We start from the raw sequence: 25,999 nt of genomic DNA on the forward strand, positions 1-25,999 counted from the left end.
TTCCAACTCTGGCAAATCTAATATTTCAAAATGTAATAATTTAGCTAAACACACTAGTATTATCACTAGACAAGTGTTGTTTTTTTTCACTCATGATATGAAATAGGTGATAAATAGGGTCAAAAAAAACCGGGTTAAGGATAAAATCTATTATAAATTATTTATTCTTAAAGGTCTTAGCTGTCCCCGATTTTGACATTACTTTTTAAATATAAACTCTATTCCTCAAAATAATGGCGGCTGTAACCAGTTTACATGTTTAGATTGAAACCTAGGCATATCCTATTTTCATACTTGTTACATAAAAACTCGTACTGCATAAATTTATGAGACTTTAATTAATGATACGAAATTTTGAAAATACATATGTGAAAAAAGTAAAGTAATCAACTCGCTTCACTTTTAAAATCTCAAAACATCACCATATTTTCAAATCTTAAAATTTGAGAAAAATACATATCGTTCCACTATAGTGCCAACAAGCACTAAAAACTACCAGACAATATCATTTTTCTTATAGTAATGGCAAGTCAATGGCTGCATTTGACATTGGATATACCACCTCAACAAAAAAAACCTCCCAAAGGAGGAAAAATGAACAATGAAATTTATATAAAAGTGATATGGCGTTAAGCAAAGATTTTTCTTAAAAAACTGAGTTAACGCTAACAACGTATATACCATATACATCACCTTTTATAAAAATCTTAATTTTTGTGGTACATTTTTTTGATATGACTACGGGAAATAACTTATCAGTTATGAACTACCAATCCCTACTTTGGAGTTACTCCTCAATCCTTGTATCAATCTAAGCATTATCAAACAACAATTTATGGCTCGTATGTTTATTTGAGATTTGCATTGAAAAACTGAAAAACGAACAGAAGTCACAATAGAATTGTCCCCCTTTTTAGAATGGATTAGCCCCCTACCTACCTACCTACCTACCTACCTACCTACCTTACAAGCTAATTTCACCTTATACAGTAGTAATAAAACTATATTTAGTTAGTTGTAATATGACTGGTAATACCTGAAATATAATGAGTTAAGTTTTTAAATTTGTTATTTAACCTTACATATGTGATGTTAGCAAAGATCACAAAAGATCGTATGTAATTAAATGCAACACGTGTGTATTTGGTTGATAATGATGGTGGTTTTAAAGTGTTAGCATTTAAAAAAGAGCGGATCATTCCGATTAAACTAAAAAAAATAATAATTAAATATTTATCAAATGAGAAAAATGTATTTATTACCAATGATTGTTTGGGATATTTGTCTTACGGGCAAGTAGGGATCAACAATACAAATCCCAAATCTATCGTTGATATGACAGGTCTGTTGAATAGCTATTCTATACAGAAATGTTAGGGCATTAAATTGATTTTAATATAAAAACTAATTTATACTATGAATATCAAATTAGTGCCATAAGTCAACAAAAGAAACAAAAAAATGTTTTGAGTATCAGTTCTATTACTTACAGTTTGTGTCTTTGCAACATCTTTAAAACTATTTTGAAATAGAACAAAATCCCCAAATATGCAATGTTATTTTACTTCTATGTCCTTAGCTATACATCATTAATAAAATATAACGGGTTATGGTTCCCTCATGATGAGAAAAATTTTATACAGAAGTCTGGAGCTCTCGTGCACGATGTAAATAAATACGCTATAAGATCTTCTCACAAGCAAACCAATGAAAAAAAGAAAAAAGAACACCACAATGGAAACATATCCTTTAGAATTATCCATTATAATTCCGGTTTACAATACTCCTTTATCCTATGTAAGGGAATGCTTGGCTAGTATTGACCTGGCGCAAATCCGTTATTGTTATGAAGTCATCATTGTGAATGACGGTTCTACAGATCGTGAATTGACGAATTACCTGAAAGATTATAAAAATGAGCGTACAACCGTTATTCATAAAGAAAACTCAGGTGTTTCGGCAAGTAGGAATATTGGACTGAAGCAAGCAAAAGGTAATTTTCTGTTATGTTTGGATTCAGACGATAAGCTTTTACCTGCAATCAGTCATGCGGTTAGTTATCTGAAAAGCAAAACAAGTTACGATATTTTATACTGTGACCTGCAATTTTTTGGCGACACAAAATATCTGCACAGGAAATGTGAATTTTCAAAATTTCAGCTTATGTATGTGAGCAATATGCTTACCCCTTCTTCCACATTATTCAGTAAAAGAATAATCTCTGAAATCTTATTCAATGAAAATCTTTCTTATTCTGAAGACCGAGATTTCTTTTCAAGGGCAGCGAGCTTAGGTTTTCAGTTCAAGCATTTTAGATATCCTTTTTGTCTTTACAGAAGGATTTTCAACAGCCAATCACTTTCCCAAAAGAATGTGGGAATGAAAAATGAAATTGAATCATTTATAAAATCGCAATTCGATGTCCATACGGAATTACACAAGAAGAAGTAAATAAATATGTCATTAATAATTTTACTGCCCATAAGAAACATATCATTAAACTTCTATTAATAATATTTTTTCCATCTTTATTCAGTTTTTTTGTATCAAAAAGATTTTATAAAAATAATATTGTAATCGATTAAATAGATAGCGGTACGCAAAAAGTTCTTGTCAACTTTCTAAAGCCTGCCTGATTACAGATATTAAAGTAACCTGCTGATGTATCTGCACACAGGAATGTAAATATTGAAGTTACGTAAAGTCCTGTCATGATTTTATGGCATCAGTCTCTGTTTTTAGCCCCCCTTTCTTTCGCTGGCCTTGAATACCTATGTGTCTTTTTTATAATGAAAAAACTACACATAATCAAAACTAATACTACAACATCAAAACTATGTGTATAGGATATATTATATAGATTTGTTTAAAATGAATACAATGAAGGAAATTTTATTTATTTATTACCAAAATATAAAACAGGGAGGTGTTTCTAAAGCAATTACCAATGTTAGCAGAAACCTTGTGGATGAAGGTTTTAATGTTACGATCTTATTTTTACAGCGTGAACACATGGACTTCTTTCCTATTGATAACCGGATAAAAAAAATATATATAGACTCTTTCGAAACGCCTTATTTTCGAAAAGCACATCAGATTAATAAAAAATCAATTTTTAAAGGGAAATTGCTCAAACTTGTTTATTATGCTTATGATTATGGCTGTTATAAAGTTTTAAAGAACTGGATAGAAAAGAATCATAAAGATTATGACGTAATCGTTACATGCTGGTATAAACTTTCAATATTTTTAACATATACGACAGCAGCCAATAAAACCTTAGCATGGGACCACATAGATCACAGGGTCGGAGGTGTTATCTATTATAATCTTTTGAGGAAGCGTTACGTCAAGCTAGCAGGAATTATTTGTCTTACTGAAGTTTCTCTTAACTACTATAGTCGTATACATTTTAATATTATTAAAATTCCTAATATTATTGATGCTCATTATGAGAATTCTGAATTCACTTTGGAATATAAGATAAACAGTATACTGTTCGCAGGAAGGCTTGAACAGGAAAAAAATGTGATTGAATTTATAGAAATCATAAATGAGATAGAATTACCAGAGGATTGGAGTGTTACTATAGCCGGAAGTGGCGGCGAGGCTGCAAAGATTGAAGCATACACAAAACATTTGGGTCTACTTGAAAAAGTTCAATTTGTAGGTCAGATCTCTGCTGAGGAGGTTGCTGAACTTTTGAAAAAATCTAAGATTCTTTGCATGACTTCCCGCAGAGAAGGGCTGCCAACTATTTTAATTGAAGCTATGTTTTGTGGGAATGCTTTAGTAAGTTATGATTGCCCGACCGGTCCTTCTGAAATTATTAATGAAAACAATGGGTTCCTCATACCATTACGGAATAAAAGACTTTTTAAAGAAAAGCTGAATTATTTAATTCACAATCCCCTGTCATTATCTAAGCTAATGCAATCGTCTTACAAAGAATCTTATCAATGGAGAAAGGATGAAATTGTAAAAAAATGGAAATATATTTTGTCAGATTTATAATACTGAGGTATGTAATAGCCACTGCTTGAGCTCCAGCACCGATTCATGCGTTAAACAGCAATATTTACTGTAACACATTTCAAATTGTCTATTTATCTTTGTCAAGTTACAGGAATATTAATACAATTTTTGGTCCTTCTCTATCCATATCCAGTGAATAGGTTCCAGATCTGCTGAGATTTCTATAGGGAAAGAAGATTATCGCTACCAGCGTTTCAGCATCTTATAATTGGAAAAAAAACAAAACGTCCTAACTCAAACAAGAGGTCCAAAAAAATAATATTTGTTAAAAGAACATAATGAAAATTTTCAATAATATTTGGAATGCTATCAATGCTAATTCTGATGTAAATCTTGATCTTAATATTGAGTTTTATAAAAAGTATGTAGTTTTTTATGAGCGCTTTACACCAGAATTAGAGGATTTAGAAAATTCTTTAAAAAAAGCCAACGGAATAAATAAAAAGAAACTTAAAATCAAGTTCAAAAATATTTTACAGGAAATATATGAGGAACTTGATTTTGATTTGAAGAAAGATATTTATGACCGGGCATGGTAATACCTCCTGGCGTAAACTTCATTAAATCCTTAGTAACTCCGTCCCCGTTAATAGATGTCGCTATGTCATTTCTAACCATCTAAGACCTCAATCCTTAAAACACTTAGTATCTGTTCATTAATTGACGTCAAAGAGTTGTGGATAGTTATGTTATTTAGAATTACCTGTACACCAAAACTATTTAAGAAGTCGATCATTTCGTTTAACCTAGTTACAGTATTTTGCGCGTTAGTACCTATTTGAATATGAGCATATTTTGGACTAAGCGCTACTATCCGTCTTTAAGTCTATCCATCATGCCTACAATAGTACTTCCTTGTCGCCCACTTACATAATACATCACCCTAATCTATCGCCTAAAAGTGTGGCAAATGCAAGAAGAAGAGTACCAAAAGGCTCACCCAGTCGGTGCGTAAGCACTTCGGAGTGATAGACCGCTGTGAGTACGCTTCCCAGCAACAGGATAGTTAGGAAAATTGAACAATAGCCTGATGAAAAGATGAAGCGCTCCCAAAATAGAAGAGCCACTATAAAACCGGCATGACAATCGTCCAATACCTTAAGTATTTATGTTGATTCATAAAGAAGAATGCTATTTTATTTTTTGGGTGGTAACAGATCATCATCTTCCGACAACAAGGATCAATGAGTAAATAAACCTTTACCTGGAGAAGATTTAATAACAGAAACGTACTAGTTTCTATTTGAATTGATAAAAAAATACTACAACTCCTTGTACTGTAATTATATAATTAATTATTATCATTTATAATCTGATACCTATAGCAGATCTGTTTTAAAAATCAAATATTGCTATAAAGAATACGAAACTACTTTTAAGGCCTTATCTTGTGCCGGAATCCGGTCAGAAAATCATCGATTGTAATTTATGCAGAGGGATTTTTAGAAATTACATAAGCTACAAAATTCCAAGCTGAGTTTAAAAATTAACATTTCAGTTACATTTTTGGAGGCGTGACCAAAGGGTATATAAAGTATCCATTTTGGGTATAGGGATTACATCTGTAGCCTGATCAATTTTTCTATAGAATTTAATTATAAAAGTTTGTTAACGGATTGTAGGATGTTACTTGATTTTTTTTGAAGATCGGTGTAGCAACACTATATGAAAGGGATGTATTTTTGTGTATTTAAAAAATTCTCTCATATATTTCCAATTGTAATTCTTCACCCAACGCATTGCTTTGTATTGTAATAACTTCAATTTATAAGTATATTGTTTTTAGTATATTTGTTTGAATGATAGTTTATCATTTTAGAATATTTAATTACAAACACAAATGCGATCGCTTCTTTCTTTTCTGTTATTATTGATTTTTAATTTTATTTTTTTCAAGATGATAAAAAATACAATGCGTCTCTTTAATCCTGTTTACAATTATTATATATTCAATAAAAAAGAGCAGAAATTACTGCGTATATCTTGTTGAGGAACTGGAATAATCATTTTTTTAAAGGATGAACTATTTAAAGTAAGAAAATCAAAAAAATTATTAACATACATAATAAAAAAACCAAAAGATATGAGTATTAGCACTGTAGTATCGACAGTTTATGGAAAAATTGAAGGAAAAATTGAAAACGGAGTCAGCGTATGGAAAGGTATCCCTTATGCAAGGCCTCCGATTGGAAATTTAAGGTTTAAAGCTCCAAAAACTGTAGAAAGCTGGAATGATATCAAGAAAACTATTGATTTTAGTCCGATAGCTCCGCAAATAAGTCTGGAAAAAATAGTAGGTCTGGTAAATGAAGATTGTCTTTATTTGAATATCTGGTCACCAAATGCAGATAATGCCAAACGTCCTGTTTTGTTTTGGATACATGGAGGTGCCTATCTTACAGGATCAGGATCCATTTCCATGTATAATGGATCAGCTTTAAGTAAAGAAGGAAATATAGTTGTGGTAACTATTAATTATAGATTGGGACCTTTTGGATTTCTTTGTGCAACAAATCTTCCTGGCGGAGAACTTTTTGATACTAACAACGGATTGAGAGATCAATTGGCTGCACTTAAATGGGTCAAAGAAAATATAAGAAACTTCGGAGGAGACTCTGATAATATTATGATATTCGGAGAATCTGCAGGAGGCGCCAGTGTTATTAATCAAATGGGCTCACCAAAAGCAAAAGGACTTTTCCAAAAAGCAATTGCACAAAGTCCATGTATGTATGCATTTTATTCTGACAGCAACACAGCTATAAAATCTACAGTACGCTTATTAGAAACTCTAGGATTGAAGTCATCAGAGATCTTAAAGCTCTGGAATTTACCGGTAAAGGATCTTGTAGATGCATCAGTTAAAATAGTAGATGAAATTGCAGAAGTTAAACCCGGCAATATAGCATTTCAACCTGTTTTAGGAGACGATGTTCTTCCCGTTGCTCCTTACTTGGCAATAAGTAAAGGAATCGGTAGTACCGTTCCTTTAATTGTCGGTTCCAACCAGGATGAGGGTACTATGTTCGCTACACTGCCTGTGGCCAGAATTATGCCTATAAACGATGATTTAATATCCAGATTTTTAGAACAAAATTATCCATCCCAGATAGCTAAAATAAAAGATGCATATAAAAGCATACCCATACAGGCCAGATCTGTTAAAATGGGAGGCGACTCATCTATAATGCGTTCTGTAAACAAGATCGCGGAATCTATGACAGCAGTAAACACGGTCTACACTTATCGATTCAGATGGACCAGCAATTATTTAATTCAGAAAGGCCTTTCGAGTTTCCATTCATTGGAAATACCTTTTGTATTCAAAAATCTACAATCCATTGAAGCCAGAGCAATGTTGAAGAAGACCGATGAGAATGAAATAGAAAACCTTTCTCATACCATGTCACAAGCTTGGATCAATTTTGCCCATACCGGAAACCCTAACATCAGTGGAGAAATTGAATGGCCCGCTTATGATATGGATACCAGACCATGTATTGTATTCGATCAAAAAATCAGTATCGAAAATGATATTGAAGCCGAATTCAGAAATGCATGGAGTAACAGTTAACCATAAAATTTTCTAATGAATGATGAGGTTGATATTGTTGATTCTTGTAGATTATTCTTTAATTTTCATATTTATAGAATTCTGCATCAATATGGCTGTAAATGTTTTAAAGAGAATTTTTGTATCGTTTATAAAGATCTATTTTCAAAATAGGCCAGATTCATTTTTGCTTTGTCTGGAAATAATATTTCATCATTATATAACACTGGATTCTCTTGGTTTTTCAGAAAAACACTCTTCATCTCTGTATCTGATACTTGCTTCGCAAGTAAGTCTGGGTTTAAGTTCCAGAACTTTTCTATCATCTCCGTTAAGTTGATCATAATAACCTTCAATATCAGGTCGGGGGCTCACAAACTCATGTCATCTTTTACAATGTTTAACAACTGCGTGAACTCATCCATTTTATATTTTCTCAGAGTCTTTCCAATTTTTGAACAGGCCCTCTTCTGTCCGTGAATGGTTTTAAATTTAAAGATGGTAAAAGATTTTCTATATTGTCCTGTCCTGGTTTGAAAAAAAAATTCCGTTGGAAGAGTTATCCACACTTGCAATTAAAAAAATGATCATTACTGGCATAAGAGCTATGATCAGTAGTAACGCTAAGGAAAGATCAAAATCCTTTTTGCAATAATTATATTGATCCATTTACATTTATTATGCTAAAGTGAGTATGAATTTTTTGTTATTTTTCTCTGTTATTGGGTTAATAAATTATTTTTAAGAGAAGTACCATCTTCTTTTAATGTGAATTTTAGATTTCTCAAGACAATTCAAATAGTTGAATATACTCAAATATTAAAAATCACAGAATTTTAATATGGATAAGTCTCGTTCAGCATTTTCATTATAATATCAACATTTCCTGCAAAATAATCAGTCAACTTTTTATTATCCGAATTAACCTGATTTAGTTTTTTGTTCTCAATATCAATTTCTTTTATAATTTCAGATCTTTCCTTTTGATCTTGCTCTCTGGTTAACTGATCTTTTAATTCATTAATAAGTGAGGTGCAGTAATCTGGTAGAAAGGGTTCTTATAATCATTTTTGATACTGGTCATTCCTGCAAAATTGTCCTGTAAAACAATTTGACTTGCTTTATATATTACTTTCCTATTTTGGATTTCAATAGTACTGGTAAACGATGGAAAGATGGATTGGGTATCACTATAATATATCAGGGACAACCGCTACTAAGCAACTACATAGTAGTTTAAAAACTATATAAAAATAGTGATAAAACTACACCCTCTGTAATCTCCTGTAGAATGAATGTTGGTACTTTTGCTTTAATAGCACATAAATGAACTTAGATGAAGATTTACATCAAAAGAATACTATACCATACTTATATAAAATTTTTGTTTTTATACTACAAAGTATTTTGCTTTAGCAAACTTGGTAAAAAGAATGATAAGACCTCTGAGCAAGCTGAAGAAGTTATTTATTGTTTCTGGACCGGGCAAAATGAAATGTCGCAAAACAGGCATCGAGCTTTAGAAAGTATCTTTAAGAAATCAGCAGTAAATGTAAAATACATCACTACCGATATACTTGATAATTACATATTGCCAATGCATCCCCTGCACAAAGCTTATCCTTATTTATCTTTAGTACATAAATCAGATTATCTAAGAGCTTATTTTATGTATCACTACGGAGGAGGATATTGTGATATAAAACATATCAATAATTCCTGGAAAAAGTCGTTTCACAGATTAAATAAAAATGACAATCACTGGATAATCGGTTATCGGGAATTAGGCAAAAGAGGTGTCGGCAACTGTTCTGACAAAAATTTTGAGACACATATGAAAAAACATTTTTTTCTACTAATTGGTAACTGTGCTTATATTTTCAAAAAAAATACCCCTTTCGCCAAAGATTGGCTGGATAAAGTTCATGATATTTTGGATCAGCAGTATGACAACTTACAAATGAATCCTGGAAATACTATGGGAGATAATAATGGATATCCACTTAAATGGACCCAAATACTTGGAGATATATTTCATCCGCTTTGCCTGAAGTACACTGCAAAGATTAAATATACAAAACATTTAAGACCTTCTTTTAAAGACTACCGATAACCAAAATCCAGCGAAACAGAAAAGTGAAATTCTAGTCTATAAAATGTTATCAAAAAACACACAACTATACACTTTAAAAAACTAAAAATCAACATATTAACATCAAACATTGCTAAATCTGCTCATCAGATTTTAATTTCTTAAGACGGAAATTCATTTACTCCATTCATTTTTTATACGGGTAAAACATTGATGATCAAAATAATGAACCATTTCTTTTCAAGCCTGCCTGCTGAATCATACAAATAGTTTTCTCGTACTCCTGAGGGTGGGTAACGCTTCTTACCCCAATCTGCGGATCACAGGTATAAGTCGCTACCTGGAAGCCGGGTAAACTAGCTCTAAATGAACTGAGCACGGTTAAAAATGAGGTCTCATCATTGTTGGCAGGAGCTAAGGCATCGATATCGGAAGCATTAACAATGGAATCTATCTTTGAATGCTGAATATCTGTTAATTTTGCTCCTTCCACTTTGGCAATAAGCTTAGTCCCGTTATACCCCCAGATTAGTACCATAGAAACTCCGTTTTTTGTTGTGTATTGCTGAAGGTTACCTTTAGCATCATACAAATCATACGTTATTTCCGTTGAAGAAACGGAAGGGGTTTTAAGATCATACGATACTATAGAGCTTGGATAAATATTAGTAGGATTACCATATTTCGTTTCAATTTGTGATATAATCTTCCCTGTACCACCAATATCCTGTTTCTCCAATACTGCTGTTTCTAAAGATGTATCTACAATATTAGCATCAATAAGCTGCTGATTTCCTTTCTCATGGGCATACTCATAATAAGTCTCAGTAATCTTACCATGAGTATCGATATTTTTTAGCTTAGACAAACTTACCTTATGGATATACTAATTTAGCGTCCAGTTAGAGTTAAGCATAAAACCTTAATTTTAACTTATGAAACGAGAGCGAAAAATTTACGATCCCACATTTAAAACCAAAGCAGTTCAATTAAGCAATGAGAGAGCTAATATCTCAGAATTGGCTAGAGAATTGGGAATCAAAGCAACATTGCTTTACAAATGGCGCAAAGAATATGAAGAATTTGGGGAAGGAAGTTTTCCTGGAAATGGGCATTTGAAATTGACAGCTGAGCAAGAAAAAATCCACGAATTAGAGAAGAAACTCAAAGATGTAGAACTCGAGCGTGACATCTTAAAAAAAGCAATCAGCATTTTTTCCAAGAGCGGTCGATGAAATATGAGTTCATTAAAAGTCACGAATACCTATTTCCGATTGAAAAGATGTGCAAAGTATTGAAAGTGGGTTGTAGCAGTTATTTCAAATGGAAAAGCAGACCGATTAGCAAACAATTGCTTTTGAAAGAAAAAATAAAACAAGAGATCATCTCGATTTATTTTGCTTCAAAACAGCGTTATGGCAGTCCCAGAATCACTTTTGAGCTCAACGTGTTGGGTTACAAAATATCCCGGATTACGGTGGCCAAATATATGAAGGAATTTGGTTTGAGAAGTAAATTAAGCAAAAAATTCAAAGTGACCACCAACTCGAAACACAGTTATTTGGTGGTTGAAAACGTATTGGATAGGAACTTTGAAGCGAAAGAACCGTCGAAAGTTTGGGTGTCGGACATCACTTATATTCACACCAAAGAAGGGTTTTTGTACCTCACAACAATCATCGATTTGTACGATCGAAAGATAATTGGCTGGAGCCTGAATAATGGAATGAGTACCAAAGAAACGAGTATTGCGGCATGGAAAATGGCAGTCAGAAACAGAAAATTTGATAAAGGATTAATTTTTCACAGTGACAGAGGTGTCCAATATGCGAACAGAAAATTTGCTAAAATGGTTGAGTCTTATGGCGTTATCAGAAGTATGAGTCGTAAAGGAAATTGCTGGGATAATGCGGTTGCAGAGAGTTTCTTCAAATCATTGAAAACAGAATTGATCTATGGCAATAAACTCATCAAAAAAGAAAAAATGGAGCTTGTGTATGTCTTCAAAAGAAAATGGACTTTCTCTTAGGGAGTGTTTGTTAGTTTAAAGTTATAATAAAAGTTGATTTCCATAAAATTTTTCTGAGCTTTGAGGCTCAAAAATTTTCCAGAACAACTTTTTTAGCGTTTTACTTTTTCTTTAAAGTAATTCCGTTTTCTGAGTTGCAGTGTTTTCTCTTTTATTTTCCTGCGCTCCCGTAGTATTTCATCGCTTCTTCCAAAATATACATCAGCAGGAGTTAGATTTTGCAGAGACTCATGATACCGCTGATTATTATAACGGTTTACAAATTCCTCCAGTGCTTTTTCCAATTCTTCAGGGCTGTAATAAAAATGAAGTTTTACCACATTTTTCATCGTTCTGTGGTACCGCTCGATCTTTCCCTGGGTCTGCGGATGAGCAGGTTTTCCATGAAGTTGATTGATTTGATACTTTTTCTGCAGATACTCTTTCAATTCAGAAGCTACGTAGCAGGAGCCATTATCAGATAAAAGTTTAGGAACCTGTCCTTTTTTAAGCCCTGACTTTATTACAGCTGAATCTACCGTTCTTTTTACATCATTCACTTTCATGTTTCTACAGAGCTCCCAATGAACAATATAACGGCTGTAATCATCCAGAACGGTACTTAGATAGTACCAGCCCCAACCGATAATCTTAAAATAAGTGAAATCTGTTTGCCACATCTCATGTACAAAATTGGTTTTATCTTTAAATTCATCAGCAGCTGAGAGCAGGATATGAGAAGGAGCGGTAATCAGACCCCGCTTTTTCAAAATTCTGTACACACTTGATTCTGAAATAAAAATACCCTGCTCATCGGTAATTTTGTAAGCCAGTTCTCGGCTGGAAAGTCCGGGATGCTCCAATGCGATCTCGACCACAAGGTTTTTTTGTTTCTCAGGAATGCTGTTCCATTGTTTTCTGTTAAAAGAAGGGGAGGAAAAAAATCCTTCATATCCTTTTTTCAGATACAGATTGTACCAATTGTAAAAGGTGCTCTTATGGATGCCGAGTTCCCTCAAAGTCTTATTAACACCTATTTCACTGCGCGTAACGAGTTCTATGAGCTCTAATTTTTCACCGGCGGATAACCTCATATATCTTCTATATTTCTGGGTTAGTCCAGCATGTCCAAGCTTTTTTTTACAATATCATACCGTAAAACGAGATCTGCAACCATTTCTTTTAGCTTCTTGTTTTCTTCTCGAAGCTGGCTAACTTCATCAGAAGTAGCCTCACGAACTACATCACCAGAAAGGCGTTTCTTACCGGCCTCAAGAAATTCTTTGTTCCATTTGTAGAAGGTTGATTCCTGAATGCCATGCTTACGGCAGAGCTCTGCTACAGAAGTTTCTGCACGAAGGGCTTCCATTACGATGAGAATCTTTTGCTCGGCTGTGAAGATTCTTCTGGTTTTTCTCCTGCTCTCTTTAATGTAAGTTTCAGGAGTTGGTTTTTTCCTGGTGTTCATAATATCAAATTTAAAAATTAATCTCTTATGAAACACTCCTTAAGTGAGAGCCTAAATCAGTACACTTTTTGCTGACGATTTACAAGTTAAGCACATTCAGTCATATTATCACTCATGAACATAGTTCTTTCACTAAAATATTATAGAAACAGAAAAATAGTTTCCAAATACTTTTTATCATTCTGTGATCTCTTTAAATCAATAAATGTCCGATAATCATCAGTAATATCATTAAAAAAATCAATTTTGTTTTTGCTTTTTCAGCCAGTTATTGATTTGTATTCTGAGCAAACTGTCCTTTTTGCTAAATAGTATAGCTTTTACAAAAGAAGGACTGATTTTTTTATCAAGTGACATCCATGAAAATGCGGGTTCCAGTTCTTTACGATATTGAGCTTCTGATTCATCAGTAAACATAATATCCGCCTTATCAGAAAGCAAAAGATGAAAAGTTTCAGAATTATTGGCAACCCATACCAGAGTTGCATGCTTAATATTCTTTTTAGCAAAACTTTCATTGGTTCCTCCAATATTCTCAACGACTCTTACGCCGATCTTGTCTATACTTCTAAAGTCGGTAAACCGTGCATAATCTGCTTTTCTGAAAAGTGCCACTTTGCGGTCTACATGTAAAGGAATAGAAAAATTGAATAGCTTAGCTCTCTCCTTATTTACAGAAATCCCCCCGACCGCTATTCTGAATCTCCCGTTCTGCATATCTTCCGACAGCTGCTTCCAGCTTGTTTTCAAAAAAATAATATCCTGACCTGTGTCTTTTCCAAATCGTCTCATCAGATCAATATCCTTTCCGCTAAACTGATGCGTAATGCTATCATATAGCGTAAATGGAGGATAATCTCCTGTAGTACCTACATATAACATATCAGAATTACTCTTCTCAACAGTATTAAGCTGATGGCAGGAACTTATAAAACCCATACTTAATGCATACACCAGATATGGAATTTTATTACTAACAACAACCCAACAATTAAAAATAAAAATATCATTTTTTTTCATACTTGTAAATAATATACCTGTACTGCTACCATAACACAATAGTTCGTAGTCGATTCATATAAAAAACAGCTACAAATAGTAACTACTGATGTAAAATCAATAGTGAGATAACACCGCTATTGGCAAGTTAATTAGCCGCATATAACTTCAAAAAACGCACAAAAATATTAATCAATTTTAATGTTGCTAATTCTGGTTCAGCATTTTTATGATCATATCAACATTCCTTGCAAAACAATCGGTTAACTTTATTTTGACAGCATTACTTTGGTTTAGTTTTTTGTTTTCTATATCAATCTCCTTCCTTATATCAGATCTTTTCTTTTCATCTCTCTCCCTGGTAAGCTGATCTTTTAATTCATTGATATGCAATGTTAAATTCGTAATTCTGTCCAAAAGGCTTTTATAATCATTTTTGATGTTGGTCATCCCCCCGTAATTGTCCTGTAAAACAATATGGCCAGCCTTATAGATTACCTTTCTGTTTTGGATTTCAAAGGTACTGTTAAACGAAGGAAAGGTAGATTGGGTGTCATTATAATGCATCAGGGATAATCGCTCATCAAAAGACAATATACCCAGATCCTGATCATCTGTTCTGATGAAGTACTGCAGAGAGTTGTCTGTAAGCCACTTTTTTAATATCGGATAGATATCTTTTTTCTTTTTTGACGTATTGATTATTTTTGTATACATATAATCACCATTGACCAACTCTATACTCTGAGCATTCATAAATACAACGATCAGAAGACATAACAAAGACAGTTTTTTCATGGTATATATTTTTTATTGTTTTTTACTGCTCTTGTTCTTAAGCGTTGAAGACAGGAAAGCAGTGGCTTTTTCCAATGCCATTTTTCCGGCTGCGTTATTAAAATCAAACTGATATTCATGAGGAAGTAGCGGTTTATAGTTATTGGGAAAAATAAGGTATCAACCTTAACATTCAGTCGTGCAAGTTTTCTGGCAAATAGGTAGGACTGTTAGCCAGAGGATCGGCATTTCCCACACTAATAAATGCAGGATCATGGTTAAAGTTACTGGTTCCTGTATATGTCCAAAATACTGTTCTTAGAAAATCCTTTTCAGGACCAACTTGTTTCATATCATTGAGATCATAGGCACCACAAAATAACAATACAGCACTTAGCTGTTCTCTTGTCAGCGCAGATGATGTAAAACTAGGAGTTGGAAATTATGTTCAGGAGCAATCGAATAATCAATCGCTGCAACAGTAAATCCTTTACCTGCGAACATTCCGCAGTAATTGGCCACAATGTCTTTGCTCCTGGAAACCCATCCACCATGAATCCACACAATACTGGGAAGTTTTTCAGCGGTGGTTGAAATAGAATCAGGGAAATGAACATCCAGCAGAGCCTCTTTATCGTTCTCTCTATACTTAAGATCATACACAGTACTGATTTCAGAATGTAGAAATGGTTCAAGTTCTTCCGATTACCGTCTGTCATTCTCGTTAAGCTCATGACCGATCAACAGAGAACAAGGTCACGGACTTATCTGGCTTAAAAAAAAAATACCTGCGGCTATCAAGAGAATAGTCGTAAAGATCCAGATAAAAACTCTCCTTATTTTACTTTCATTTGTTTTCATATTTGTTAATAGTAATTTCAAACCGTCAGTACGAAACTATTCTCAATTTTTACTCTGGCTTCCATTGGATGGAAAAGGAGTACCGCTGTTATTATCAAACAACAAAGTGCCCCGTAAAAAATGTAGTTTCTCTATTTATCACTATAAATATAAAGCTTCTATCTTGTAATTATTTCACAACAGCTATAGTTTTACATGGAAATAAATATAGTAAAATCACTACAATACTATAATGGAATTTGTCATTTTCAACCGGTAAAAAGGAAGCTAAGGTATGGAGGGCATCCCTTGCCTGGTCTGTCAAAAGACTACTGTATAACGGACTACTTTCCCAAGGGCCCCTTCCATTATTCAGTTTCCTTTTGCTTTTCCTTTGACAAACCACTCAATAAGAGTTCAATAGATCCCGGTACTTTCCATTGCAATATGGGTAATTGAAAAGGATTGAAGCCATTGGCTTAGCTCTATAAGTGCATTGGTGTAGGTACTGTAAGTACGTGTCCCTCTTTTTATTCCTTCACCCATCACCGTAGCAACAACCGTATCACGATGCACATCCATACCGCAGCCTCTGCGGACAACTTGTTCGAATGCTATTTAAGTTTCCATAATACTTCGTAATACTGAATTATTATATAAAGTTATAATCCTTTTTTAATCCATACCACAAAAACAGGAATAAAAAAACAAAGCAAAAATCGGCGGCTTCTAAACCCACTCTTGATCCAACAAAAAAATTCCGGCATAAACACATCCCAACCCACAAGGCCATCATTTATTCCGTTGCTTTTTTGTTGGATAGCCACGCCGCCAAGTAGAAGGGCTTTCTTTTTTATTTTTTCTGTTTTTGTTTTTTGTTTTAAAAAATATTAACGAGCAAAGCGAAGGAAACAATGAGATCATCAAAAGCAAATACCACCGATGCTGAACACTCCATTTCCATACTGGTTTGCGAATGTTTTTTCATGATTGTTTCTTTTGAAAAATAGAAGGAATGAACATAAGTATGGGAAAAGAAATTAAAAAATGTTTAATTAAAGTACGGGAAATGCAAGTCTCTGCCGTGCTCAGAGCATCAACGATGAAATTTAACATAGTGAACGAAGTCAAATTGACCTATACAAGAAAAGGGAATAGTGAAAAAACAGTACTGAGCTCCCGAGATGCCAGCGATATTTTTCGGGAACATTTTGATACTGATCAGATCGATTACAGGGAGTCATTTTACGCCCTATATATGAATCAGGCCAATAAGGTCTTAGGAATACAAAAAATATCAGAATCAGGGATTACCTCTTCTCTGGTTGATATCAGAATTATTATGCAGGGTGCATTGTTATGCAATGCAGTGTCAATTATCATAGCCCATAATCACCCTTCGGGAAACCTAAAACCTTCCCATGAAGATATCAACATCACCCGGAAAATAAAAGAAGCAGGTCAATTATTGAATATTAACCTGCTGGATCATTGTATAATAACCTCAGTGGACTCATTCTCTTTTTCAGATGAAGGAATATTATAAAATGATCTTAACCTGCTGAAAAATAAGAATCCAGAGCCAATTAATGACCTGGATTCTTGTGGCGTCGCGAAAAGATGATTAGCCTTCGAAGGCTGGTCACCTTTTCGCAAACATTAAAAACAATACTTCTCCCTTTATTAATAATCCTGATAAAAGATTACAGCCGGCCGGGATACACATTAATTAAATATTCACTAACTCAATGGCACGGCTTTTTCCGTTTGCTTTTTTGCTGTTAAACTGAAATTCAATTTTCTTCTCATTCCCGAAAGTGTCGGAAATCCAGACCGTAAATGATTGTGAAACTTCCGAGGTTGAAGTATAATACAGTCTGAACTCTTTCTCAAAAAGCGGATAGGAATCATTAGGAAAATACGGTTGCGTATTATAGTACTGCAATTTCCCTGTTCCCTCAAACTGAAAATATCGAAGATAATATTTCGTGTCAGAAAAATTACCTTCAGGAAGAATTGTGATACGTATTTCCACATACTCATCTTTAGCTATGTCCTTAGGCACGGGCATAACCGACACCTCAAAAGGAAAATTCTGCTGAATTTCTAAATCATCTTTCTGGCATGATTGTACAAGTAATCCGATCATATATAGTATTAAGGAATACTTAAATAATATTTTAGTTGTATTATTAATTATATTTTTCATTGTGCATTATTTTAGAAATTATATCTTTTTGATACCTTTCAGTAAATTTTCTGCCTGTGACCATTTATTTTCCTGCATGCAGACTATTGCCAGCATCATTTCAGCTGCTTTTTTATTGGGATAAATCCGATCTGTATTACGATAGTTATCATCCAATAAATCAATTGAGAGCATGAGGTCATTATGAATAGCAGTAAGCACCTCTTTATCGTTCATTTTACCTATTTTTTGATTAATGGTAAAATCTGTCGTTGTTGTGTACGGTACGTCCCCGAATATCTGGGTGAGATAAAAGTAGATAAGAGATCGCAAAAAAAGCGCTTCCCCTTTTATTCTGTTTTTATCTTTCGTTGCAATACCTGACGAAGCATCAACACCTATGATAATAGAATTGGCAAGATAAATTTGTTTATAGGAATTAGCCCATGAATTTTTAATAACGGAATTTGATGACAGCTGCTGATTATTAAAAATGTCCGGTGCTCCGCCTAAAGAAGCTGCCATATAACAGTTCAGGTCATCCGTATAGCTGCCAAGCAAAGCTCCACTTCCTGCCGTCCCCCCATTTAATACAGAGAAACTGTACATTTCCGCATATAAATTACTTAATGCACCATCTGCTGTACTAACGTTTTCAAATACCTGTGTTACATCGATTTGGGTATTGGGAAAATCAACATCAATACTTTTTTCACAAGACCAGAATGTTACGATAATAATACTGATTATAAATTTATTTGTTTTCATAAGATTCATTTTTAAAAAGTTAACTGAAAGCCCATTGAAACAGTTTTTAAAGGCGGTAAATAACCGTTCACTGTAAATTCAGGATCTAACCCTATATAGTGGGTCCAAGTCAATAAGTTCTGACCTTGGATGTATATTCGGGCTTCACCAACTACTTTACTTATTTTTGGAAGCTTGTAGTTGATTTGAACATTTTTCAATCGTATAAATGAACCGTCACTGATTGCTGCTGTACTGTTTTTTAAATTGGAAGTAAGAGTATTTGTCGCAGTAATAGTACCCGGTGAATACGGCATAATAATACCATCGTGATTCGTAGATGACCAAACATTAGCAAACTCAGCAGGCTGGTTATTCATATTTCCGGGTGTTGTCATGGTTCGGTAATAATTCCAGGAATCCTGTTTTACAAACTGTAATAAAAACGAAAGACTGATATTTTTGTATGATATCTGATTTTGAAGACCACCAAAATATTTGGTTCCTACATTTCTGATGGCCATCTGATCTTCAGGAGAAGATATTTTACCATCTTGATTAAAATCTTTGAATATGTACTGCCCTGTTACCGGATCGATACCTTCATACTGATACACTTTTACAATTGATGTAGGTTGACCTATTACATAAGTATTTGCATAGGTTGAGCCTTCCAAGCCCGGGAATGATAATAGCTTGCTCATTGGGAATGATATGTTGAAACTGATATTCCATTTCCAGTTCATACTTTTAAGTGGACTGGAAGACGCTTCAATCTCCCATCCTGAATTCTGCACTGTCGCATTTAGATTTGCCTGAACATTTGAAAATCCTGTTGTAGAAGCTAAAGGAATCCCTACCAGCTGATTAGACGAACGATTCCTGTAATAGGCCGTCGTAAGATTTATCAAATTACGAAACAGTGATAATTCTATCGCCGCTTCCAGTTTATCGGTCTTTTCCCAAGTAAAGTCAGGATTAAAAAGACGGGAAGGATATAATGCAGGAACATCATTATATGAAGTGGGAGCAACGGAATAAGAATTAGTAAACTGAAAATCACCTATTAGATCACTTCCGGTACGTCCGTAACTACCTCTTAATTTTCCTAAGCTGAGCCATTTGGAATTTTTAAAAAAAGATTCTTCAGAAAATAACCAGGCTGCTCCAATTGCTCCAAAATTTGAAAACCTGTTATTAGGTCCGAAACGGCTTGAGCCATCCCGCCTTGTTGTTAAGTTGATGATATACCGATTCATCAACCGATAATTAAGTCTACCGAACACAGCAGTATATTTATAATCAATATCGGTGAAATCCCTTGGCGTAATAAGCGATGCCGCAGCGAGATTATAGAGCAGGGAATTGCTGGCAAATCCTGAGGCTGTAATTGCTGAAGATTTAGAATTATTGCTCTGGTAGGTATATCCTAAAAGTACATCCAGTTTACTTGCTCCTAAATCCTTAGACCAATTGATCTGAGGTTCTAGAATATATGACATTAAGTTACTGGTTCCTCTTGAAGATGAAGAACGTGCCGGTGATGCTCCTGATGCAAAGGCAGGATTATACATCGTGTTTGGAGCCAAGGTATATTCCTCTAAAGATTGAATATTAAGGCCACCATTAAAGGTCAATTTCAAACCATTCCACACCTCATATCCAGCTTTAACACTCTGGTTAATCTGTAACACTTTATTTTCATACCGTCCGTTTAGTGATGCTAAAGGATTGCTAAATGTATTATTCTGCCAGTTTAGATTTCCTGCATCATCGTATAAAGCAGGCGCGTTAGGAGCCAAGTTCAATGATTTATTGGTCAGATCATTGCTGATTACATTATTCGATAGACTCGAGAGAATATTACTGAACGACAGTGAAACCTTTCTGTTTTCTGTGGTATAGCTATAATTAGAATTAAGAATATTGGTCTTGTATCTATAATCTCCCGGAAAGACAGTTGACTGGTTAGAATGTGAGGCGCTGACAGAAAATTGGTTCCTGTCACTTCCCCCGCTTATAGACAGTTGGATGCTGGAAGACTCGGCATTATTTCCGATCAATATTTTCTGCCAGTCTGTATATCGGTCCGAGTCCCAAACTCCATTAATATCGTAGGCATTTGCAGGAACAGCAACGTTGTAGTTGGCATAGGCATCCCTGCGCATCTTAAGATACTGTTCAGTGTTCATCAACTTCATTTGATTGGCCACTTTGCTGATGCCGTAATTAGTATCCACTGTCAACCTTATAGCACCGGTTCTTCCCTTTTTCGTAGTGATTAATATGACTCCATTCCCTCCCCTTGATCCATAAATAGCTGTAGCATCGGCGTCTTTTAAAACTTCTATGCTCTCTATATCATCTGGACTGATTGAATTCAGTGGGTTTAGAGAACTCATAGGAAGAATTCCTACGGAGTAACTGGATGTCAAGTTTGAGCTCCACGGAATTCCGTCCACTACATAAAGGGGTTGATTTCCGTTAACAGGGCTGTTAAGAATCGTCCGAAGACTGTTTCGTCCCCTAATCTGAACATCAAATCCTCCGCCCGCTGTTCCGCCGGCCTGAATAATGTTCACCCCTGCCATTCTACCCTGTGCTGCTGACAGTACATTGGTCACAGGTTGGTTTTCGATATCTTTTGCTGAGATCTTAGCAATGCTGCCGGTTCTTTCTTTGTCTTTAACCTTGTAGTAGCCGGCGTTGAGAATAATTTCTCCAATGCCTTTGGTTGTGGGTTCGAGAGAAACAAGAACAACGGCCTTGTTTTGAATGGATACTCTTTTTTCACCATATTCAGGATGGCGGAAAATAAGGACAGGGTTATCTCCTGAGACCTGTAATTGATAACTGCCTGAAGAATTGGTTACTGCGATGATAGTACTCCCCTCTTCAAATACCGATACATTCTGTATGGGTGTGTTATTCTCTGTGACAATACCTGTAATAGTACGGAGCTGTCCTACAGCCATACCCGAGATGAGTATGGTAAAGCCTAAAGACATTTGAAGATAGCTTAGGCTGCAAAAGTTTTTTTTCATACTTTTGAAATTGAAAAGTTTAATTCGTTAGACTATTGCTCTTCTTTGCACTGCGTAAATTCCACAATACTTTTTGCAATTAGAAGAGCTTCTTTTTTCTATGGTTACCTTACACTTTCTGTTTTCTACAATCTTTTACTCTGTTATTTTTTATCATACCTTTAATAAAAACCGGGAGGAAGCACTGCATCTAAGCCTCCACCCCGGCCCACTATAAAAACTAATATGAATGAATGTTAATTCCCATGAAAGCTGTAAAGCTGCAATAGGTTGTACAATCCTATTGTATCATGTCATCTGATACTATGTTGTAAGAAAAGCTTAGAAAAGATAATGGTAGAATGGCGGGATAGCATGAAATAAAAACGGCATGGGTTCTACATTATCCGCCCTTAGGTACTGGTATACCGTGCATACAGATAAGAGGAAGAAACCCACGCCTAGGTCGTGAGCTTACTTACTTATCGTCTCGTATGCAAAAATTACCAGTTTTAGGGCGAGATTCTAAGCAATAGCTTCTAATATTCGTTGAAGTATCGCAAAGTTACATTTATTGTAACTTATTTTACAAATATAGTAAAAAAACTATTCAATACAAATATGTATCGAATAGTTTTTTAATATTTTACAAATTTTACTATATGCAAAAATATAGTGATATTGAAATAGAACTTTTAAGTTTACAAATCGGATGTACTATAAAACTCAAAAGATTGAAAAATGGCATTTCGCAAGAAGATTTAGGATTAATAATTGGTTCCAATGCAACAATGATTGGAAGAATCGAAAGATATGAGACTTCTACTAGTTGGCAGAACCTTTTAAAAATATGTCAGGCGATAGAACTAGATTATGTTTGCCTATTCAAATTGAAATCTTTAGAAGAAATTCTTTTCATTATAGATGAATGTTTGCAATATGAAAAAAAACTAACAATAGAAAAAGAAAATTATTATAAGATTTTAAAAAAGACAGTTAAAGAGAAGTTTAAAAGTCAATCTTAGACAATACATTTGAAAGTAATCGTATTTATCTTAAGAATACAATATTTAAAAATTTATTGTAAATAGATGTGCGAAAACAATGTAATAATATATTTAGAATAGTATATAGTTATTTTCGCTCATGTTGTTATATTTGTAATAACAAATAATCCATGCAAAAGTCTGCTCCACATACCCTTAGAAAAGAAGCCATCAATATTGATGGCAAAGACCGAACGGATGAGATCGACTCTTATTCTTTTGAGGGGGATAAATGTTTGGTTGTTTATAAAAGCAGCGATAAAGTCTATTCTTATACTCAAAGTAGAATTAAGATTGTCAGGTCTGCTATGCAAAGCCAGGAGGCAGCAAATATTTTCAGGTATTTAAAGGAGATTGCCGACACTATAGGACTACAAACAGAAGAAGGAAATAATATTCTTGCTGGCAGCTATGAAAGAATATCTTTTATTCCTGAGACATCTATTCTTTACAATTACCTTAATGGAAAAGAACCCAATAAGGATTATCACACCTCTCCTATTGAAATCTTCCCTTTTGGTTTTAATCTAAGTCAAAAGGTGGGAGTTGACAATGCATTTTCAAATCCGCTAAGTGTTATTGAAGGTCCTCCCGGAACAGGAAAGACACAGACTATTCTTAATATTATTGCCAATGCGGTAATGAATAATCAGAGTGTAGCTGTTGTTTCAAGCAATAATTCAGCGACAAAAAATGTTTTTGAAAAGCTGGAGAACAATGGTGTTTCTTTTATAGCTGCATTGTTGGGAAGCAGCCAGAATAAAAAAGAATTTATCGATGCTCAGACTGAAATCCCGGATCTGTCAGATTTTAGATTAAAGGAAGAACAGGAACAATCTCTTATGCAGTCTACTTCCCTTCTTTTTATTGAGCTTGCTGAAAAGTTGGAATTAAAGAATGAACTGGCTTTACTTACGCTGGAAATAGACAAGATCAAAACAGAGCATCAGCATTTTACAGATAATGTAACGTTGGCAACGGAAATCCGTTTTAAAAAGAACGTCAAGTCAGATCAGCTGCTTTCTCTATGGGTAACGTTGGAAGAATATGAGAAAGCAGGTAAGAAATTTTACTGGTGGCGTAAACTGATATTTCCTTTTCTGTATGGGGTAAGAGATAAGATTTTTTATACTTTATCGTATGAAGAAATGATCAGGATTGTTCAGTCAAAATACTATGGGGTAAAAATTTCAGAGCTTGATTTCAGAAAGCAGGAACTGCAAAATACGTTACAGCATTTTTCCTTCCAGGATAAAATGAAAGAATATACTGAAGGATCGATGCAGTTGTTTAAAAACAAACTCTACCAAAAATATAAAGGACAGGAACGTTCAGAATATACCGAATGGGACCTTCGTTTTAAATCAGAAGAATTTATTAAAGCTTATCCTGTCATTATGAGTACAACCTACTCATTAAGAAGAAGCCTTGCTGAAAATATCGTCTACGATTATGTTATTGTGGATGAATCTTCACAGGTAGATCTTGCAACGGGTGTACTCGCATTATCCTGCGCAAAACAGGCCGTCATTGTAGGAGATTTAAAACAGCTTCCCAATGTAGTAGATTCCGAAACAGCAGAAAATACGGATCAGATCTTTAAGAACTATAATATTCCGGAACCTTATCGGTATTCCAATCATAGCTTGCTTTCTTCCGTAATAGAAGTATTTCCGAAGGTACCTAAAACACTGTTAAAGGAACATTATCGCTGTCATCCTAAAATCATTGATTTTTGTAATCGTAAATTTTATAATGATCAGTTAATTATTCTTTCGGAAGGACAAACAGAAAGAGAACCTTTATTAGTCTATAAAACAACTGAAGGTAACCATGCGCGTCAAAGAGAGAATCAGCGGCAGATTGATGTAATTATTCAAGAAATCATTCCACAGCAAAAGCTGGAAGGTGTCAATCTCGGAATTGTAACCCCTTACCGAAATCAGACCTTAGCTTTACAAAGAACCTTTCAAGGAACAGATATCAAAGCCGATACGGTGGATAAATTTCAGGGAAGAGAAAATGATGTGATCATTCTCTCTACAGTAGATAATGAAATCTCTGAATTCACCGACAATCCAAACCGTCTAAATGTAGCCATTTCCAGAGCTAAAGATCAGCTCATTCTATTGGTGAACGGAAATGAAAGTGATAATGAAACGAATATCTCAGATCTGATCCGTTATATTGATTACAATAATTTCACTACAATAAATAGTGAGATACACTCTATTTTTGACTACCTGTACAAAGGGTATGAAGAAAAAAGAAGAGCTCTTTTATCAGAACAAAAAAAGAAATCCGTCTATGACAGTGAAAATCTCATGTATGCGTTAATCAGGGAAGTATTGTCTGAAGAACAATTTTCGAAATATGACGTCATTCTACATCACCCATTAAGAAATCTTCTGTTAGATTTTTCCAGATTAACTGCTGAAGAAGAGCGCTACGCTAAACATCACGCCACACATCTTGATTTTCTGATCTACAACAAGCTGGGAAAAAATCCTGTGTTAGCTATAGAAGTTGATGGCTATGAATATCACAAAAAACAAAGCCAACAGAGTGGAAGAGACACCTTGAAAAACGAAATTATGAATAAGTATAAAATTCCTTTATTAAGATTTTCTACAACCGGAAGCGGAGAAAGAGAAAGATTGATGAATATATTAAATGAAATAGGTAGAACTTAATATCTGAGTATTCTATTTAAGACTTTTTAGAGTTTTGCTTTCATGTTTATTCAATAAAAACTTTCCTCTAAATACTAGAGAAATAATTTCTTTTGTTCTAAATTGTATCAAAAATACATAACACAACAATTGATTTTATTTCTAGATTAAATCTTGCATTTCGTAATATTCAATTGCTTTTTGTTTCAGTGGATTCCTACTCCATTCTTCCCACTCTCCGGTGTAAGGGTTATAACCACATTTCAACGGTTTGGAAATATCAAGCCCTTCATTGTTTATGTCTGTTTGTTCCGTATAGGCTCTGCAATCTGTACAGATATAGCGAAACTCACAATTTTTGCAGACTTCAATACTATCTTTGGTTAAATTCCAATATTTCTTCAGTTCAGGATGATTTAAGGCATTTTCCAATGATGAGTCTGTTATATTTCCAAAACTTTGAGACATAGAGGGACCTATTTAATTTTATTATATCTTATCGTATGAAGTCGTATTATAGCATTGAATCTTTTTTTAGAAAAAAGATTGCC

20 protein-coding genes and 1 pseudogene are annotated in these 25,999 nt (G+C 34.2%); 10 read left to right on the forward strand and 11 right to left on the reverse strand.

The window, feature by feature from the left end:
* Positions 1 to 1,707: 1,707 nt before the first annotated feature.
* From ACLMCG_RS22930 to ACLMCG_RS22945, 4 genes are all read left to right on the forward strand, one after another.
* A complete protein-coding gene (locus tag ACLMCG_RS22930) occupies positions 1,708 to 2,451 on the forward strand; it encodes a glycosyltransferase family 2 protein (protein WP_413961442.1) in 744 nt (247 codons plus the stop codon).
* Between the two features lie 429 nt (positions 2,452 to 2,880).
* Complete coding sequence (locus ACLMCG_RS22935) at positions 2,881 to 4,014, forward strand: glycosyltransferase (RefSeq protein ID WP_413961441.1); 1,134 nt, start codon at positions 2,881 to 2,883, stop codon at positions 4,012 to 4,014.
* Between the two features lie 299 nt (positions 4,015 to 4,313).
* On the forward strand, positions 4,314 to 4,574 hold the full coding sequence (locus ACLMCG_RS22940) for a hypothetical protein (RefSeq protein WP_413961440.1): 261 nt from the start codon (positions 4,314 to 4,316) through the stop codon (positions 4,572 to 4,574).
* Between the two features lie 1,544 nt (positions 4,575 to 6,118).
* Positions 6,119 to 7,609 (forward strand): carboxylesterase/lipase family protein, encoded by a 1,491-nt coding sequence (locus tag ACLMCG_RS22945; protein WP_413961439.1) that lies wholly within the window; start codon positions 6,119 to 6,121, stop codon positions 7,607 to 7,609.
* A gap of 195 nt (positions 7,610 to 7,804) precedes the next feature.
* On the opposite strand, the gene ACLMCG_RS22950 is transcribed toward ACLMCG_RS22945, so the two are convergent.
* Both ACLMCG_RS22950 and ACLMCG_RS22955 read right to left on the reverse strand, forming a co-directional pair.
* Positions 7,805 to 7,963: a hypothetical protein gene (locus ACLMCG_RS22950; protein ID WP_413961438.1), complete on the reverse strand. Its 159-nt coding sequence runs from the start codon at positions 7,961 to 7,963 to the stop codon at positions 7,805 to 7,807.
* Positions 7,960 to 8,157, reverse strand: coding sequence for a sugar transferase (locus ACLMCG_RS22955; protein WP_413961437.1), 198 nt, complete (start codon positions 8,155 to 8,157; stop codon positions 7,960 to 7,962). Before ACLMCG_RS22955 ends, ACLMCG_RS22950 begins: the two co-directional genes overlap by 4 nt.
* Positions 8,158 to 8,924: 767 nt before the next feature.
* Here ACLMCG_RS22955 and ACLMCG_RS22960 point away from each other — a divergent pair.
* Positions 8,925 to 9,701, forward strand: a complete 777-nt coding sequence (locus tag ACLMCG_RS22960; RefSeq protein WP_413961436.1) for a glycosyltransferase — start codon at positions 8,925 to 8,927, stop codon at positions 9,699 to 9,701.
* A gap of 196 nt (positions 9,702 to 9,897) precedes the next feature.
* Here the strand turns inward: ACLMCG_RS22960 and ACLMCG_RS22965 are convergent, their stop codons facing one another.
* Positions 9,898 to 10,548, reverse strand: coding sequence for a hypothetical protein (locus ACLMCG_RS22965; protein ID WP_413961435.1), 651 nt, complete (start codon positions 10,546 to 10,548; stop codon positions 9,898 to 9,900).
* Between the two features lie 67 nt (positions 10,549 to 10,615).
* On the opposite strand from ACLMCG_RS22965, the gene ACLMCG_RS22970 reads away from it, so the two are divergent.
* Both ACLMCG_RS22970 and ACLMCG_RS22975 read left to right on the forward strand, forming a co-directional pair.
* A complete protein-coding gene (locus ACLMCG_RS22970; RefSeq protein WP_413961434.1) occupies positions 10,616 to 10,915 on the forward strand; it encodes a transposase in 300 nt (99 codons plus the stop codon).
* Positions 10,912 to 11,709, forward strand: a complete 798-nt coding sequence (locus ACLMCG_RS22975) for an IS3 family transposase (RefSeq protein WP_413961433.1) — start codon at positions 10,912 to 10,914, stop codon at positions 11,707 to 11,709. The genes ACLMCG_RS22970 and ACLMCG_RS22975 overlap by 4 nt, the downstream gene beginning before the upstream one ends.
* A 92-nt stretch (positions 11,710 to 11,801) precedes the next feature.
* Here the strand turns inward: ACLMCG_RS22975 and ACLMCG_RS22980 are convergent.
* The 4 genes and pseudogenes from ACLMCG_RS22980 to ACLMCG_RS22995 all read right to left on the reverse strand — a co-directional run bounded on the left by ACLMCG_RS22980 (position 11,802) and on the right by ACLMCG_RS22995 (position 16,354).
* A pseudogene (locus tag ACLMCG_RS22980) lies at positions 11,802 to 13,156 on the reverse strand (IS3 family transposase).
* Positions 13,157 to 13,396: 240 nt separating this feature from the next.
* Positions 13,397 to 14,095: a transporter substrate-binding domain-containing protein gene (locus ACLMCG_RS22985; RefSeq protein ID WP_413961432.1), complete on the reverse strand. Its 699-nt coding sequence runs from the start codon at positions 14,093 to 14,095 to the stop codon at positions 13,397 to 13,399.
* Positions 14,096 to 14,362: 267 nt separating this feature from the next.
* Positions 14,363 to 14,953, reverse strand: coding sequence for a hypothetical protein (locus ACLMCG_RS22990; RefSeq protein ID WP_413961431.1), 591 nt, complete (start codon positions 14,951 to 14,953; stop codon positions 14,363 to 14,365).
* Between the two features lie 1,236 nt (positions 14,954 to 16,189).
* Positions 16,190 to 16,354: a hypothetical protein gene (locus ACLMCG_RS22995; RefSeq protein WP_413961430.1), complete on the reverse strand. Its 165-nt coding sequence runs from the start codon at positions 16,352 to 16,354 to the stop codon at positions 16,190 to 16,192.
* Positions 16,355 to 16,874: 520 nt separating this feature from the next.
* Between ACLMCG_RS22995 and ACLMCG_RS23000 the strand changes: the two genes are divergently transcribed.
* Positions 16,875 to 17,318: a JAB domain-containing protein gene (locus tag ACLMCG_RS23000; RefSeq protein ID WP_414136891.1), complete on the forward strand. Its 444-nt coding sequence runs from the start codon at positions 16,875 to 16,877 to the stop codon at positions 17,316 to 17,318.
* A 183-nt stretch (positions 17,319 to 17,501) separates the two neighbouring features.
* On the opposite strand, the gene ACLMCG_RS23005 is transcribed toward ACLMCG_RS23000, so the two are convergent.
* From ACLMCG_RS23005 to ACLMCG_RS23015, 3 genes are all read right to left on the reverse strand, one after another.
* On the reverse strand, positions 17,502 to 17,921 hold the full coding sequence (locus tag ACLMCG_RS23005) for a DUF3872 domain-containing protein (protein WP_413961443.1): 420 nt from the start codon (positions 17,919 to 17,921) through the stop codon (positions 17,502 to 17,504).
* A 78-nt stretch (positions 17,922 to 17,999) separates the two neighbouring features.
* On the reverse strand, positions 18,000 to 18,728 hold the full coding sequence (locus ACLMCG_RS23010; protein WP_413961428.1) for a RagB/SusD family nutrient uptake outer membrane protein: 729 nt from the start codon (positions 18,726 to 18,728) through the stop codon (positions 18,000 to 18,002).
* 11 nt (positions 18,729 to 18,739) lie between these two features.
* Positions 18,740 to 21,751 carry a SusC/RagA family TonB-linked outer membrane protein gene (locus tag ACLMCG_RS23015; RefSeq protein WP_413961427.1) on the reverse strand — a complete coding sequence of 1,004 codons (3,012 nt, stop codon included), beginning with the start codon at positions 21,749 to 21,751 and terminating at the stop codon, positions 18,740 to 18,742.
* A gap of 641 nt (positions 21,752 to 22,392) precedes the next feature.
* On the opposite strand from ACLMCG_RS23015, the gene ACLMCG_RS23020 reads away from it, so the two are divergent.
* A complete protein-coding gene (locus ACLMCG_RS23020; protein WP_413961426.1) occupies positions 22,393 to 22,755 on the forward strand; it encodes a helix-turn-helix domain-containing protein in 363 nt (120 codons plus the stop codon).
* A gap of 152 nt (positions 22,756 to 22,907) precedes the next feature.
* Entirely contained in the window at positions 22,908 to 25,469 is a 2,562-nt protein-coding gene (locus ACLMCG_RS23025) for an AAA domain-containing protein (RefSeq protein ID WP_413961425.1), read from the forward strand.
* A gap of 141 nt (positions 25,470 to 25,610) precedes the next feature.
* Here the strand turns inward: ACLMCG_RS23025 and ACLMCG_RS23030 are convergent, their stop codons facing one another.
* The gene (locus ACLMCG_RS23030; protein WP_413961424.1) at positions 25,611 to 25,916 is read right to left on the reverse strand and encodes an SPASM domain-containing protein; all 306 of its coding nucleotides are present in this window, start codon (positions 25,914 to 25,916) and stop codon (positions 25,611 to 25,613) included.
* Positions 25,917 to 25,999 lie beyond the last annotated feature (83 nt).

It is taken from the genome of Chryseobacterium sp. S90, from assembly GCF_047444895.1.
GTDB lineage: Bacteria > Bacteroidota > Bacteroidia > Flavobacteriales > Weeksellaceae > Chryseobacterium.

What these genes read in the sequence shown, in the direction of transcription:
- ACLMCG_RS23010 (WP_413961428.1), bottom strand. Translation starts at nt 18,728, where the DNA reads ATGAAAACAAATAAATTTATAATCAGTATTATTATCGTAACATTCTGG.
- ACLMCG_RS22930 (WP_413961442.1), top strand. Translation starts at nt 1,708, where the DNA reads ATGAAAAAAAGAAAAAAGAACACCACAATGGAAACATATCCTTTAGAA.
- ACLMCG_RS23005 (WP_413961443.1), bottom strand. Translation starts at nt 17,921, where the DNA reads ATGATCGGATTACTTGTACAATCATGCCAGAAAGATGATTTAGAAATT.
- ACLMCG_RS23020 (WP_413961426.1), top strand. Translation starts at nt 22,393, where the DNA reads ATGCAAAAATATAGTGATATTGAAATAGAACTTTTAAGTTTACAAATC.
- ACLMCG_RS22995 (WP_413961430.1), bottom strand. Translation starts at nt 16,354, where the DNA reads ATGGATGTGCATCGTGATACGGTTGTTGCTACGGTGATGGGTGAAGGA.
- ACLMCG_RS22945 (WP_413961439.1), top strand. Translation starts at nt 6,119, where the DNA reads ATGAGTATTAGCACTGTAGTATCGACAGTTTATGGAAAAATTGAAGGA.
- ACLMCG_RS23030 (WP_413961424.1), bottom strand. Translation starts at nt 25,916, where the DNA reads ATGTCTCAAAGTTTTGGAAATATAACAGACTCATCATTGGAAAATGCC.
- ACLMCG_RS23015 (WP_413961427.1), bottom strand. Translation starts at nt 21,751, where the DNA reads ATGAAAAAAAACTTTTGCAGCCTAAGCTATCTTCAAATGTCTTTAGGC.
- ACLMCG_RS23000 (WP_414136891.1), top strand. Translation starts at nt 16,875, where the DNA reads ATGAAATTTAACATAGTGAACGAAGTCAAATTGACCTATACAAGAAAA.
- ACLMCG_RS22970 (WP_413961434.1), top strand. Translation starts at nt 10,616, where the DNA reads ATGAAACGAGAGCGAAAAATTTACGATCCCACATTTAAAACCAAAGCA.
- ACLMCG_RS22985 (WP_413961432.1), bottom strand. Translation starts at nt 14,095, where the DNA reads ATGGGTTTTATAAGTTCCTGCCATCAGCTTAATACTGTTGAGAAGAGT.
- ACLMCG_RS22975 (WP_413961433.1), top strand. Translation starts at nt 10,912, where the DNA reads ATGAAATATGAGTTCATTAAAAGTCACGAATACCTATTTCCGATTGAA.
- ACLMCG_RS22935 (WP_413961441.1), top strand. Translation starts at nt 2,881, where the DNA reads ATGAAGGAAATTTTATTTATTTATTACCAAAATATAAAACAGGGAGGT.
- ACLMCG_RS22990 (WP_413961431.1), bottom strand. Translation starts at nt 14,953, where the DNA reads ATGAAAAAACTGTCTTTGTTATGTCTTCTGATCGTTGTATTTATGAAT.
- ACLMCG_RS23025 (WP_413961425.1), top strand. Translation starts at nt 22,908, where the DNA reads ATGCAAAAGTCTGCTCCACATACCCTTAGAAAAGAAGCCATCAATATT.
- ACLMCG_RS22940 (WP_413961440.1), top strand. Translation starts at nt 4,314, where the DNA reads ATGAAAATTTTCAATAATATTTGGAATGCTATCAATGCTAATTCTGAT.
- ACLMCG_RS22960 (WP_413961436.1), top strand. Translation starts at nt 8,925, where the DNA reads ATGAAGATTTACATCAAAAGAATACTATACCATACTTATATAAAATTT.